The sequence below is a fragment of the Halomonas sp. BN3-1 genome (assembly GCF_003056325.1).
Taxonomy (GTDB): Bacteria; Pseudomonadota; Gammaproteobacteria; order Pseudomonadales; family Halomonadaceae; genus Halomonas; species Halomonas litopenaei.
This window is the reverse complement of sequence record NZ_PYVV01000017.1, coordinates 55,094-69,099: the sequence shown is the minus strand read 5'-3', so window position 1 is coordinate 69,099 and position 14,006 is coordinate 55,094. Positions and strand designations below refer to the sequence as shown.

12 protein-coding genes are annotated in these 14,006 nt (G+C 62.5%); 5 read left to right on the top strand and 7 right to left on the bottom strand.

Annotated features, from left to right (window positions below):
• Positions 1-24 precede the first annotated feature (24 nt).
• Complete coding sequence (locus tag C9F12_RS19700; protein WP_108449953.1) at positions 25-1,863, bottom strand: ABC transporter ATP-binding protein; 1,839 nt, start codon at positions 1,861-1,863, stop codon at positions 25-27.
• Between the two features lie 69 nt (positions 1,864-1,932).
• Positions 1,933-3,120 (bottom strand): Xaa-Pro peptidase family protein, encoded by a 1,188-nt coding sequence (locus tag C9F12_RS19695; RefSeq protein WP_108449952.1) that lies wholly within the window; start codon positions 3,118-3,120, stop codon positions 1,933-1,935.
• A 156-nt stretch (positions 3,121-3,276) separates the two neighbouring features.
• Here C9F12_RS19695 and C9F12_RS19690 point away from each other — a divergent pair, with 156 nt between their 5' ends.
• Together C9F12_RS19690 and C9F12_RS19685 are read left to right on the top strand one after the other, a co-directional pair.
• Entirely contained in the window at positions 3,277-3,996 is a 720-nt protein-coding gene (locus C9F12_RS19690; RefSeq protein WP_108132350.1) for a YebC/PmpR family DNA-binding transcriptional regulator, read from the top strand.
• A 191-nt stretch (positions 3,997-4,187) separates the two neighbouring features.
• The gene (locus C9F12_RS19685) at positions 4,188-5,288 is read left to right on the top strand and encodes a GGDEF domain-containing protein (RefSeq protein WP_108449951.1); all 1,101 of its coding nucleotides are present in this window, start codon (positions 4,188-4,190) and stop codon (positions 5,286-5,288) included.
• Between the two features lie 100 nt (positions 5,289-5,388).
• On the opposite strand, the gene C9F12_RS19680 is transcribed toward C9F12_RS19685, so the two are convergent.
• Together C9F12_RS19680 and C9F12_RS19675 are read right to left on the bottom strand one after the other, a co-directional pair.
• Positions 5,389-6,180: an META domain-containing protein gene (locus C9F12_RS19680; protein ID WP_108449950.1), complete on the bottom strand. Its 792-nt coding sequence runs from the start codon at positions 6,178-6,180 to the stop codon at positions 5,389-5,391.
• A 148-nt stretch (positions 6,181-6,328) separates the two neighbouring features.
• A complete protein-coding gene (locus tag C9F12_RS19675; protein ID WP_108449949.1) occupies positions 6,329-8,050 on the bottom strand; it encodes a GGDEF domain-containing protein in 1,722 nt (573 codons plus the stop codon).
• Between the two features lie 268 nt (positions 8,051-8,318).
• Between C9F12_RS19675 and C9F12_RS19670 the strand changes: the two genes are divergently transcribed.
• From C9F12_RS19670 to C9F12_RS19660, 3 genes are all read left to right on the top strand, one after another.
• Positions 8,319-8,621: a hypothetical protein gene (locus tag C9F12_RS19670; protein WP_045991267.1), complete on the top strand. Its 303-nt coding sequence runs from the start codon at positions 8,319-8,321 to the stop codon at positions 8,619-8,621.
• Positions 8,622-8,845: 224 nt separating this feature from the next.
• The gene (locus C9F12_RS19665) at positions 8,846-9,148 is read left to right on the top strand and encodes a type II toxin-antitoxin system HigB family toxin (protein ID WP_108449980.1); all 303 of its coding nucleotides are present in this window, start codon (positions 8,846-8,848) and stop codon (positions 9,146-9,148) included.
• A 16-nt stretch (positions 9,149-9,164) separates the two neighbouring features.
• A complete protein-coding gene (locus C9F12_RS19660; RefSeq protein WP_108449948.1) occupies positions 9,165-9,533 on the top strand; it encodes a transcriptional regulator in 369 nt (122 codons plus the stop codon).
• 158 nt (positions 9,534-9,691) lie between these two features.
• Here C9F12_RS19660 and C9F12_RS19655 read toward each other — a convergent pair whose 3' ends face one another.
• The 3 genes from C9F12_RS19655 to guaB all read right to left on the bottom strand — a co-directional run bounded on the left by C9F12_RS19655 (position 9,692) and on the right by guaB (position 13,961).
• Complete coding sequence (locus C9F12_RS19655; RefSeq protein WP_240184307.1) at positions 9,692-10,222, bottom strand: DNA-binding protein; 531 nt, start codon at positions 10,220-10,222, stop codon at positions 9,692-9,694.
• 525 nt (positions 10,223-10,747) lie between these two features.
• Positions 10,748-12,325 (bottom strand): glutamine-hydrolyzing GMP synthase, encoded by a 1,578-nt coding sequence (guaA, locus tag C9F12_RS19650; protein WP_045991086.1) that lies wholly within the window; start codon positions 12,323-12,325, stop codon positions 10,748-10,750.
• A 166-nt stretch (positions 12,326-12,491) separates the two neighbouring features.
• On the bottom strand, positions 12,492-13,961 hold the full coding sequence (guaB, locus tag C9F12_RS19645; protein WP_045991087.1) for an IMP dehydrogenase: 1,470 nt from the start codon (positions 13,959-13,961) through the stop codon (positions 12,492-12,494).
• Between the last annotated feature and the right edge of the window lie 45 nt (positions 13,962-14,006).

The window sequence follows — 14,006 nt, the reverse complement described above, 5'->3', positions numbered from 1 at the left end:
TCACACCAAGCTGACCATGGTCCGTCATTCCCCCAGAAAACCTCCGACCTGGCGGCGCCACAGGGAAGCATAGAGGCCATCCCGGGCCAGCAAAGATTCGTGCTCACCCATCTCGACGATGCGCCCCTTGTCGATGATTACCAGTCGATCGAGCATGGCGATGGTCGACAGACGATGGGCAATGGCGATGACGGTCTTGCCCTCCATCAGGGTATAGAGATGCTGCTGAATTGCCGCTTCCACCTCGGAGTCCAGCGCCGAGGTGGCCTCGTCGAGCACCAGGATCGGCGCATCCTTGAGCAACACCCGAGCGATGGCGATCCGCTGGCGCTGCCCCCCGGACAGGGTCACACCGCGCTCTCCCACCTGGGCATCCAGGCCCCGACGCCCATGAGGATCGACCAGATCCTCGATAAACTCGTGAACATGCGCCTGACGCACCGCCTGCCACAACCTTTCTTCGCTGCAGTCTCGACAACCGTAGGTCAGATTCTCGCGCAGCGATCGATGCAGCAGGGAAGTATCCTGGGTCACCATACCGATCTGTCGACGCAGCGATGCCTGGGTGACCTCGGCGATATTCTGACCATCGATCGTTATCTGCCCGGCCTGCAGATCATGAAAGCGCATCAGCAGCGACGCCAGGGTCGACTTGCCGGCGCCGGAGCGGCCGATGATGCCCACCTTTTCGCCCGGGGAAATGTGCAGATCGAAACCGTCGAACACCCTGGGGCCCGCCTGGCTTCCCCGGGCGTAGCCAAAGACCACGTCCTCGAAACGAATCTCGCCGTGCTGGACCCGCAGCGCAGGGGCCGCTGGTCGATCCTGCACTTCGGGGATACGCGACAGGGTGTTGATACCGTCCTGAACGGTGCCGACATTCTCGAACAGGCCAGCGACTTCCCACAGGATCCAGTCGGACATGGAGCGCACCCGCATGACCAGACCGATCGCCACCGCCGTTTCACCAAGGGACACCCAGCGGTGATACCAGGCCAGTACGACCAGTCCCGCCATACCCACCAGCAGCAGGGTATTGAGGGTCGCCAACGACACCGATAGCCAGGTGGCCAGGCGCATCTGCCGATGTACCGTTCCCATGAAGCCATCCATGGCTTCCCGGGCGTAAGCCTGCTCTGCCCCGGCATCGGCAAACAGCTTGATCGTCTGGATATTGCTGTAGCTGTCCACGACCCGCCCGGTCATCACCGCCCGCGCGTCCGCCTGGGCCATGGACACCCGGCGTAGCCGGGGGATAAAAACCCTCATCAATGCCAGGTAGCCCGCAAGCCATAGCACCAGAGGAGCCATCAACCAGGGCTCGGCGGCCCCCAGCACCACCAGCGCGCCGGTGAAATACACCAGCACATAGACCAGCATGTCGAGCACCTTGGTGACGGTCTCGCGCATGGCCAGCGCGGTCTGCATCACCTTCTGCGAGACGCGCCCCGCAAACTCGTCATGAAAGAACGACAGGCTCTGCTCGAGCATCAGCCGATGGGAGAGCCAGCGCCCGAGCATGGGGTAGTTGCCGAAGATTCCCTGGTGGGTGATCAACGACAGCAAAAACACCAGAAGTGGCAGTCCTGCCAGCACCGCCGCTCCCAGGCCGATCAAACTGGTCAGGTGGGTGTCGACAAAGCCCTCACGGTCGGCTTCGGCCAGCCAGTCCACCAGTTCGCCCATGGCGGTGAAGAACACCACCTCGGCGATGGAGACCAGCGCCGTGACCACCGCCATGGCCGCCAACAGCCCGGTGAAGGGACGCGAGTAGTGCAGCACGAAGGGCCACAACCGGTCCGCGGGTACCGACTCGGGCTGGTCGGGATAGGGATCCACCAGCCTCTCGAAAAAACGCAGCATGTTCCGCTCTCGTATCGCATGACGCCAGCCGCTCATCATACCCTTGTGCCGTTCATGCGGCGTGTGCTGTCAAGGTCGGTGCACCAGTGCCATGTCGTGGTCGGTCAGGCGCATCGCGCCTCGATCGGTGACCCTCACCGTATTGCTTAGACCGATGCCGAAACCTCCCGGCAAGCGCAGACACAGCGGCAGGTGGAAGACCATGTTGCGGGCAAGCGGCTTGGTCTGCCCGGCGGCGAGAAAACCCGTGCCTTCCACCCAGCTCGGCGGAAACTGGGCACCGACCGCGTAGCCGTAAACCCCCGAATGGAAGAAGCGTTCGCGGTGTGGCGCCAGGATAGCATCGGCGAGCCGGGCGACGTCTTCGAAAGGTGTGCCCGGCGTCATGGCCTCGCACATGCGGGCCTCCATCTCGACACACAGGTCGGCGGCGAGGCGCATCTCGTCGCTGATCGGCCCGACCACCACCGTGCGCATGGTCGGCGCGGTGTAGCGCTGCCAGACGGCACCAAACTCGAGGAACACCGCATCGCCCGAAGCGATGCCCCGGCGCTTGTGGTTGACGTGGATGATGCCACTGCGCGACCCGCTGGTGACGATCGGGGCCAGGCTGAAAAATTCGCTGCCGGCCTCGAGCATCACCTGGGCACCGACGGCGGCCACCTGGTTGTCGGTGACACCGGGCTCGACCACCTCGATGGCACGCGCAAGCCCAAGCGATGTCATCTTGGCGCTGCGCGTCAGGCAATCGAGTTCGGCGTCGCTCTTGACCAGTCTCAGGCTCGCCATCAGGCCACCGGCACTATCATGGAAGCGATCGCCACCGAGTCGCCCCTGCAGATGACGCATCAGGCCAAACCGTAGACCGCTACTGCTGCCATCGATGCCGATGTCGTGACTGTCCGCCAAGGCGTCAGCCAACGGATCGATCACCTCATCGAGGGCTTCCCAGCGATAGCCGACCACTTCATCGACCCTCGCCGTCACCACGGCGGGCCCGGTCTCGATGGACGCCACCTGCAGCAGCGTGCGCGAAGGGGTGACCACCAGGGCCGCGTGCACGGAGACTTCGAAGGTGTGATAGCCACATAGATAGAAGATGTCCGCCGCCTGGCACAGCAGCAGGGCGTCCAGCCCCTGTCGCTGCATGGCACTGCGAGCGCGCGCCAGCCGGCGATCGAACTCCTCGGCGGCAAACGGCAGTTCGCTTCCGGCGTGCTCTACCGCCAGGGCCTGGCGGTACTGATGGTGATCCATGGGCCGTCTCCTTGATCGATTCACCACAGTGTAGACAGTCAAGCCGGTTCGTCTTCCAGGCGATCCCGGGCAAGCCGAGGGGAAATAAGACTTCTCGCCGAGGGGCGGACTCTCGTAGAATTCCAGACTCGTGTAGACACGCCACAGGAATACGCAATGGGCAGGGCCTTCCAGAACCGCAAGGAATCCATGGCCAAGACGGCCGCCGCCAAGACCAAGGTCTACAGCAAGTACGGACGCGAGATCTACGTCTGCGCCAAGTCCGGAGGCGTCGATCCGAACGCCAATCTGTCGCTGCGCAGCCTTCTCGACCGCGCCAAGAAGGACCAGGTACCGGGTCATGTCATCGATCGGGCGCTGGAGAAGGCGTCGGGCGTCGGCGGAGAGGACTACTCGCTGGCACGCTATGAGGGCTTCGGTCCCGGCAACGCCATGGTGATCGTCGAATGTCTGACCGACAATCCCAACCGGACCTTCGGCGACGTTCGTGCCTGCTTCACCAAGACCAAGAGCAAGATCGGCACACCGGGCAGCGTCAGCCACATGTTCGACCATCTGGCGATCCTCGCCTACACCGGCGAGGATGAAGAAGCCGCGCTGGAAGCCTTGATGGAAGCCGACGTGGATGTCACCGACATCGAGAACGAGAACGGCCTGATCACCGTGTTTGCTCCGCCGACCGACTACGCCAAGGCGCGTCAGGCGCTGCGCGAATCCCTCGGCGCCGAGGAGTTCGAGATCGACGAGATCCAGTTCCTGCCCCAGGCCACCACGCCGGTGGAGGGGGATGACTTGGCCATGTTCGAAAAGCTGCTCGACATGCTCAACGACCTCGATGACGTCCAGAACGTTTACCACAGCGCTGAATTACCCTAGCGCATCGACGCCTTTCGACTGACGAAACTGCTACAGTTAAGTAGCATCGCAGTGCCCGGCAGGGGCTCGTACCCAGGCATGAGCCCTGCCCTGACACTGCTTCCGGGCATGGGATTCGATAGAACTGCGAGGACTCTACCGTTCGTTGGAACGCTTCGACGACTACTTCCACCGAGAGCGAGTTTCCGTGCATGGCCCCATTTTCAACCCTGACCCAGGCTGCCGCACAACGCCCGGACAACATTCGACACCGCAATCTTCGCAAGCACCTGCTCACCCGCTGGGCCAGTCTGATGGGTGCGGCGGTGCACTTCCTCTTCATTCCACTGTTCTGGGTGCTCGATCACTCGCTGCTGGCGCTGGTCAACGTGATCAGCGTGGCCATGTGGCTTGGCGCCTATCTCGCCAATCAACATGGCGAGCAGGACCGCGCGGTCTACCTGATCACCACCGAGGCTTACTGCCACGCCATCATCGCCACCGTGATCCTGGGTACCTCCGCCGGCTTTCACTTCTACCTGCTGACACTGTCCTGCTGGGCGGCCGTCACCCACTCGGTCAAGTGGGTCGCGCTGGTGCTCGGTCTGATGGGGATGCTGATCTTCCTGTTCCTGGAGTTCCCGCTGTCCCAGATGTTTCCGCTGGAAAGCGGCCCCGGCTTCCCGCTGATGCTGGCGACCCTGAACCTCTCCTGTGCGCTGTTCACCATGGTCGGCTTCGCCATGCTGGCCCGCCACGTCTACGAGACCCAGGAAGAAACGCTGACCAGCATGGCGACCCGTGATGCCCTCACCGGCCTGCACAACCGTCGTTTTGCCGGCGAATACCTGCGCCAGTTGTCAGGCGACAGACAGGATGGCACCAACACGCCCTACAGCCTCGCGCTGATCGATATCGATCATTTCAAGCTGATCAACGACAAGCATGGGCACAAGGTCGGCGACCAGTGCCTGATCCAGATTTCCGATTTGCTGGTGCGCCACTTTCGCCGCTCGGATGTACTCTGCCGCTGGGGCGGCGAGGAATTCCTGCTGATCTTCCCCGGCGCCGACTTGAACGAGATCCTTCCGGTGCTCGAAGGTTTCCAGGAGCGCCTTCGCAGCCTGCCCATCATGCACAACGGCGACGTCATTTCCTTGACCGTCAGCGTCGGCGTGACCAGCCATACGCCCGGCATGCACTACGATCTGCTGATCAATCGCGCCGATCACCTGCTTTACCGAGCCAAGGCCGAAGGTCGGGACCGGATCATCAGCGATGAGTCAGAGGAGCAGGTCCCTCCGCCGCTCTAACCGACAAGCGCCAAACGCCAAGCGACCACCCGAACAGCGCCAGGTCGTCGCTCCCACGCCAATCCAATGCCGCCCGTCAAAGCCTGCCTTGAGGCAGGACTCAGGTCAGGTGCACCACCTCGAATCGCGCCAGCACCTTGTCGTTTTCATCGAGCAGTTCAAGCTCATCGGCCAGCAGACGAAACGCTCTGGTGGCCCCCAGTGCCTCGACCAGCGCGCGCTCCTGGGCCATGACAGGCCCCTGGCAGGCCTTCCTGGTAGTGGCCAGCGGGGCCAGCGACAGCGCATCCCCCTCCCGCTGGTAACTTCCCATCAAGCGGTTGCACCCTCCGGATCCGGCCAGACGACCCTCCTGGGTGTGCAGCACGATATGCGCAGAACCGTCGACAGCGACTTCTCCGTCGACTTGCACCAGCTTCCAGTAGCGCTCTTCCAGTGGTTCGCGCAGCGGTTCGGGCAGACGCGCCAGGCGGGCAGCCTCGCCATCCGGCGTACGCGACGCCTGCGACACAAGATCGCCACCCTGCACGACTTGCCACCGCTGCGCCGCTTCCGGGGCGGGCTCGCCCAGCGACAGTTCGCCATCCGTCAACTGCCACTGACCACGGTGGCGGCGGCGAGGTTGCTCGCCGGTTCCCAGGTGGGTCTCCTTGAGCAGATATCGCCCCCCGTCATCGAGCGCCAGATCGAGACGTACCGCCTTGCAGTCATCACAGGACAGTTCACCACGAAAGCTCGCAGGAAGTGGCGCCAGGCTGGACGCCTCTGCCTGGAACGACTCGCTCGACCCGGTGCCACTCGAGGACGCCCCGGTACAACCGGCCATCAGCAGCAACAGCCAGGCCGTGCCCCACAGACGCGACTGGCGTAGAGTTCCTGGAGTCGGTTTCATGGTGCCCCCTTGGTGTTGAAGAAACGATGCTGGCACACGGCTGTGGCAACATATAACGCATCTTGGACCGCCATCCTGCCAAGGGTTCCCCGCCTGCGCATGTCGAAGATCAGGGAACCGGCCAGACGCCAGACTTCAGAAGGTACCTTCATGAGGTTGTCGAGGCGACGCCACCGGAGGCATTCAGCACCACCCGATCGCGGCCGGCATACTTGCCTCGATACAGCGCCTGGTCGGCCCGCCGCAACAGTGCTGAGGCGCTCTCGCCCTCCAGTCGTTTGGCCACCCCCAGAGTACAGGTCAACAACACCTGCTCTCCGGTGAGCAACGTCAAGGGCGTCGTCGCCAGACCCTTGCGAATGCGTTCGGCGATATCCAGCGCCTGATGCTCGTCGCGCTCCTTGAGCAGAATCACGAACTCTTCTCCCCCGTAACGACACACCGGATCGATGTCGCGCACGACCTCCTCGATCACCTTGCCCAGATGCTGCAGCGCGCGATCACCTTCGGCATGCCCCCAGCCATCGTTGAATCGCTTGAAGTTATCGATATCCAGCATGATCAACGACAGTGGTCGCCCGCTTACCTCGGCCTGGGCCACCGCAGCGGGCAAGGCTTCATCGAGATAGCGGCGATTGTGCACACCAGTAAGACCATCGAGATAGCTCATGCCGTGCAACCGCGCCTTCTCCTCCAGCAGCGTCTCTCGCTCGCGCTGCAACAGACTGATGCGATCGGCCAGGGCCAGCGACAAGAGGATGGCCTCCAGCGCGGAACCGATCTGGAAACCGTGCAGCGTCCAGAAGTTGTGGGGGGACAACCCATAGGTCACCAGCAGCAACAGGACCACCCCGACCACCAGCACCGACCATGCCATCAACAGCCACTGAGCGGGGCGAAAGCCACGCCACAAGCCACGCACCGACGACAGCAGAAAAGCCGTTAGCGTCAGCACCCCCAGCAGCGAATAGAACACCACGGTCAAGAAGCTCGGCAGCAGCCAGGCGATGGCGGCGGCCAGCGCCAGGAGCCAGCACAGCCACCGCATCAACGAGTCCACTCTCGGGTCCTGGCGCGCCGTCATCAGAAAACGCCGGCAGAACTGCAACCCACAGATGCTGATCACCGACAGGGCCGTCAGCAGCAAGGCCTCGTTCAGGCGTGCCCCCATCTGCGGAAAATAAAGCAGCAGCAAGCCGTTCTGACACAAGAAGTAAGCGCCCGCTCCACTCAAGAACCCCAGATACCAGAGGTAGTTGGTATCGCGAAGACTGAACAGCAGAAGGCTGTTGTAGATCACCAGGCCCGCAATCAAGCCGAAATAGAGCCCCTGCCCCAGCAACAAGTCACGCCAGTAACGGTGTAGATCGACGTCATCCAGTACCTGCACATTGAAGCGTATCGCCTGATCGGTCTCGACGCGCAACAGCAGTTCATTCGTTGCCACAGGCAAGCGGAACTGAGGCAAGGCAGCAGCGAGCCCCGGATCATCGGCAAAATGCGTCTCCCTCGCGACGGGGCGACACCCCGAGTCGTCACAGACCAGCAGCTCGACTCCCTGAACCAGCGGATTGGACAGCACCAGGCGCTGCCCGGGCAGAGCACCCACCACCCTCAGTCGCAGCCATACCGGATGCGCCTTGAGTCCCAGGCTGACCTGCTCATCGAGAGACTCTGCGGTAACCGTAGAAAGCGCTCCTTTCTCCGGTGGTTGCTGCCCCTGGTGGTCGAGTACCCACAGCGACACATTGGGCTGTGGGCGAGAGGCCTCCCCCGCCAGCTCCCACGCCAGCAGCACCACCATCGCGGTCAACAAAAGCCAAATCCGCCCCATGCCTCTGCCCGACTCACCTCCCCCGCCCCACTGCATCGCAGCACTCCTTGTCGCCCAGACTCAGTGTAGCCGCTTCCTTCCGGCATACCTTTCCTGCAGCACTGTGCCGCCAGCGAAGTTTCAACCCAGAGGAAGGATAGTGCCTAAATCCCCCAGCAAGGACTCACTTACACGAGACGACCCAACAGGGTTGAGGTAGCGCCCCCGAGGGAGGGAGTGGCAAGGACGTCATATGCGAGTATGCTGGGACCTGAACGTGATGAAAGAACAGGAGATCGCTCACTTCACCAGCAAGGAGGTTCACATGAAGGTCTACAAACCTCAGTGGCAATGTACCCTCAACGTGACCGAGGGCGCAGAGCAGACCGCAAGCTGGAAGAATCGCCTGGCCTGGCAGCTCAGGCAGATGGCAGACCGTCTCGAAGGAGGCCGCCGCACCCTGATTCTGGATGTGGATGTCCAGCCCTCCATCGCCAAGGACGATGTGGATCGTTGCCTGGGCAAGGGCTTTGCCCTTTCCCAGACCCTGATGACCGAGCTGGCCCAGCAGGCCGCCTGCGAGGACATCATGCGTGACGCCAAGGCTGAACTGTACGAGAGCGATTGAACGACAGAGTCCCCGACCGGCGCGGCTTGATGGCCCGCCAGGCCCGGGCCAATAGTCTGCACCTGAACGCACAACACCCGCCAGATGGCGGGTGTTGTGGTTTGTGGAAGCTGGATAGCCAACTCCTGCGGTAGCTCATCCTTGCGAAGATTCTAGGCCTTCAGGCGCGACACGCCTCGTCAGGCACATTGCCAAAGTCCCATAATGGGACTAGCATGCAGTGCATGAGAATCATCGCTCTGTCGACGCTGAAGGACTTCTGGGAAGACAACCCGGAACATCAGGATGCCAAGGAGCCAACGTTGGCCTGGTACCGCCACGCGCTGCATGCCGATTGGAGTTCACCCGCCGCAGTAAAGCAGGATTTCAGAAACGCCAGCATTCTCAAAGATGGTCGGGCGGTGTTCAATATCGCTGGAAACAAGTATCGACTCGTCGTCTGGATCAACTACGCCTACAGGGTTGTCTACATCCGTTTCATCGGTACCCATGCGCAGTATGACAAGATCAATGTACAGACGGTCTGAACTTCGGAGGGACATCATGGATATCAAGCCGATCAGAACAGAGGCCGACTACCATGCGGCGCTGACAGAAATTGAAAGCCTGATGATGGCCGAACCGCACACGCCAGAAGGCGAACGACTGGACGTCATGACTACCCTTATCGAGGCCTACGAATCCAGACATTTCCCGATGGATCTTCCTGACCCCGTAGAGGCAATCAAATTTGAAATGGAGCGCAGGAGCCTGAGCATCAAGGATCTTGAGCCCATGATTGGTAAACGTAACCGCGTCTACGAGATCCTCAATCACAAGCGCTCCTTGACGCTGAAGATGATATGGAAGCTTCACCAGGGGCTGGGTATTCCAGCCGAAGCACTCATCAAACCACCCAAGGAACACGCATAGAAACGTCGCCGCCGATCATCCTCACCCACATGACGTATCCGTGCTGGGCACAGAGCCTGTGAAAGTCGTAACGATACACAGACCGTATATGCGACGGGCCCTGTTACGGGCCATGTTATGGGCTATGTGACGGGCTATGTGACAGGCTATAAGAAGGACTAGGCGGTCAGAAGCTCCATATCCCCACCGGTATGCACGGGGTGGCGCTGGGTCTCCTTGGCAATATTCACCGTCAAAGCCACCTTCGCCACTTCCAGGACACCGGCATCTATCGTGTAGCCTCCCCTGCCCTTGAGCCACTGAAGCACCTCGGCGAGATGCCAGATCGAGGCGCTACCTTCGTGAACCGGAACGGGAAACGTCGCTCGGTGGGAAAGCATCAACTTGCGCATTGCCTGTCGGGAAACACCCACAACATCCGACACATCGGTCAAACCCACCAGGTCCGGCGAAGCCTCGACAAGACGTGCCGACGACACGGCGCTCTTGACGTCGGACAAGGCAGAGCGCATCGCCTCTTCGGCACTGTCTGCTTCCCGGGAAAATTCCAGCGCCAGGCGCCCCGGTTGACCGACACCCACCAAAGCATCATCACAACCCGCAGCGCCAAGGCGCTCCACCAGGGCATCCGGGTCGCAGTCGTGGTCAGCCAGTGGTATTTCAGTGTAAAAATATACTCCAAGGCTCAATCCTCCGATTCCGACTCACCCCGGCGCCCCCACTTCAACTCGCCAGCCCTCCCCTTCCGCGTGCCTGATCGCGGCTTCAATCTCCTTTTTCGGGTGCGATGGACGAGTCATTCCTTGCCTCCAGTATGGGAACGGCCACTCATAGTTGTCAACTGACAACCCTCACCCGCCCCTTGTGCCAGAAAAACTCCTTCGCGATGGCTTCACCCCAGTCACCAAGGGTGTACGACGGCTTCAATCAAGCCGGCGCCAATACGGACATGGTGAGGGGGGATGGGGACCAGCAGTAGCGTTGCTTCCCACAGGGGATCAATAACCATCAAACTCACCTGTTTCAGCGTATTCATCGACACCCACGCCATGACAGATCGAGAGCCGGTACCGGGCACCACCGCGTTGGAGCAAGTCAGATGGCCCGCCTGGCCCGGGCCAATCATCTGCACCTGAACGCACAACACCCGCCTAGTGGCGGGTGTTGTGGTTTTCGAACATTGCACCGACGCCGTCAGGTCGTCGGATCAGGGATCATTCCCACTCGATCGTCGCCGGCGGCTTGGACGAGACGTCGTAGGTGACGCGGGAGACTCCGGACAGTTCGTTGATGATGCGGTTGGAGACCTTCTCCAGCAGTTCGTAGGGCAGGTGGGCCCAGCGGGCGGTCATGAAGTCGATGGTCTCGACGGCACGCAGGGCGATGACCCATTCGTAGCGGCGGCCATCACCGACCACGCCGACGGACTTGACCGGCAGGAACACCGCGAAGGCCTGGCTGGTCTTGTGGTACCAGCCGGAGTTGTGCAGCTCTTCGATGAAGATGGCGTCGGCCTCGCGCAGGATGTCGGCGTACTCCTTCTTGACCTCGCCGAGGATACGCACGCCCAGGCCCGGCCCCGGGAAGGGGTGACGATAGACCATGTCGTAGGGCAGGCCGAGTTCCAGGCCGAGCTTGCGCACCTCGTCCTTGAACAGCTCACGCAGCGGCTCGACCAGCTTGAGCTTCATCGTCTCCGGCAGGCCACCGACGTTGTGGTGGGACTTGATCACGTGGGCCTTGCCGGTCTTGGCGGCGGCCGACTCGATCACGTCCGGGTAGATGGTGCCCTGGGCCAGGAAGTCCACTCCCTCGATCTTGGCCGCTTCGCTGTCGAAGACGTCGATGAAGGTGTTGCCGATGATCTTGCGCTTGGCTTCGGGGTCGGCCTCGCCTTCGAGCTTGCCGAGGAACAGCTCTTCGGCGTCGACGCGGATCACCCGCACGCCCATGTGCTGGGCGAAGGTCTCCATCACCTGATCGCCTTCGTTCTTGCGCAGCAGGCCGTTGTCGACGAACACGCAAGTCAGCTGATCGCCGATGGCCTTGTGCAACAGGGCCGCGACCACCGAGGAGTCGACCCCGCCTGACAGTCCCAGCAGCACGTGGCGGTCACCGACCTGGTCACGCACCCGGGCGATCTGGTCCTCGATGATCTTGGCCGGCGTCCAGTTGCGCTCGGCGCCACAGATCTCCAGCACGAAGTGCTCGAGGATGCGCTGACCCTGCAGGGTGTGGGTGACCTCGGGGTGGAACTGTACGCCGTAGAAGCGCTTTTCCTCCCAGGCCATGGCGGCGATCGGGCAGCTCGGGGTGGAGGCGGTGACGGTGAAGGTCTCCGGCACCTGGGCGACCTTGTCACCGTGGCTCATCCACACGTCCAAAAGGCCGCGCCCGCTGTCCGGATCGACGTGATCCTTGATGTCCTTGAACAGCGCCGTCTCGGCGTCCAGGCGAATCTGGGCGTAGCCGAACTCGCGCTTGTTGGAGCCCTCGACCTTGCCACCCAGCTGCTCGGCCATGGTCTGCATGCCGTAGCAGATACCGAACACCGGCAGCCCCATCTCGAACACGCAGGCCGGCGCCCGCGGCGAGTCCAGCTCGGTCACCGACTCCGGGCCACCGGCCAGGATGATGCCGTTGGGGCGATACTCGCGGATCTCCTCCTCGGTGATGTCGAAAGCGCGAATCTCGGAGTAGACGCCGATCTCGCGAACCCGGCGAGCGATCAGCTGGGTGTACTGGGAGCCGAAGTCGAGGATCAGGATCTTGTGGGCGTGGATATCGGTCATGGGGACTTACCTTGCAGGCAGTGGGGCCGGTGGGCCGAGCAATCGAAAAGCGAAAAGCTGGAAGCGGCGGACCGCTTCCAGCTCAGGGTGACGAGGGGCGAGTCGCCCCGCGCGCCCTCTGGTGCAACGCGTCTGGTGCGATACGCCTGGCGCGTCACGTCAGCGCCTACCCTGCTCGATAGTTGGGCGCTTCCTTGGTGATCTGGACGTCGTGAACGTGGGATTCGTTGAAGCCGGCGCCGGTGATCTTGACGAACTCGGGCTTGGTGCGCATCTCGTCGATGCTGGCACAGCCGGTGTAGCCCATGGAGGCACGCAGGCCACCCATCAGCTGGTGCACGATGGCACCCATCACGCCCTTATAGGGCACCCGGCCTTCGATGCCTTCCGGCACCAGCTTCTCGACGCCGTCGTCCTTGTCCTGGAAGTAGCGGTCGCTGGAACCCTGGGTCTGGGACATGGCGCCCATGGAACCCATGCCACGGTAGGCCTTGTAGGTACGCCCCTGGAACAGCTCGACCTCGCCCGGCGCCTCCTCGGTGCCGGCCAGCAGGCCACCGACCATGATGCAGCTGGCACCGGCGGCTACCGCCTTGGCGATGTCGCCGGAGAAGCGCACGCCACCGTCGGCGATCAGCGGGATGTCGAACTCCTTGAGCGCCTCGGCCACGTTGGACACCGCGGTGATCTGCGGCACGCCGACACCGGCGACGATGCGGGTGGTGCAGATGGAGCCGGGACCGATGCCCACCTTGACCGCGTCGGCACCGGCCTCGGCCAGCGCCCGGGCGGCGTCGGCGGTGGCGATGTTGCCGCCGATGACCTGGATCTGCGGGAAGTGCTCCTTGACCCAGCGCACCCGCTCGATCACGCCACGGGAATGACCGTGGGCGGTATCGACGACGAGGGCGTCGACACCGGCTTCGGCCAGCGCCTTGACCCGATCAGGGGTTTCCGGACCGGTACCCACGGCGGCGCCGACCAGCAGGCGGCCGTCGGCATCCTTGGCGGCGCTGGGGAAGGTACGCGCCTTCTCGATGTCCTGGAAGGTCACCAGGCCACGCAGGCGGAAGTCGCCGTCCACCACCAGCATCTTCTCGACCCGGTGCTCCTGCATCTTGCCCTTGATGACGTCCAGCGGGGTGCCTTCCGGCACGGTCACCAGGCGATCGCTCGGGGTCATGATGTCGGCGACGCTGTCGCCATGGTTGGGCTGGAAGCGCATGTCACGCTCGGTCACCAGGCCGACCAGGGTCTCGCCCTCGACCACCGGGAAGCCGGAGAAGCCGTGTTCCTTGGCCATCGCCAGCAGGTCCTGCAGCTTGGCCTTGGGTCCGACGGTGACGGGATCCTTGACGATGACGCTCTCGTGCTTCTTGACCTTGCGCACTTCCAGCGCCTGCTGAGCGATGCCCATGCTCTTGTGGATGATGCCGATGCCACCTTCCTGGGCCATGGCGATGGCCAGGCGGGCTTCGGTGACGGTATCCATGGCGGCGGAGGCGAGGGGAATATTGAGGAAGAGGTCGCGAGTCAGGCGGGTCCGGAGACTGACGTCCTTGGGGAGAACGTCGGAATAGCCGGGAACGAGCAATACGTCGTCAAACGTAAGTGCTTCTTGGGCCATACGTAGCATAATCGGCAACACCCACTGAGGCTTTAGAGGGAGGGAAGAAGTTAA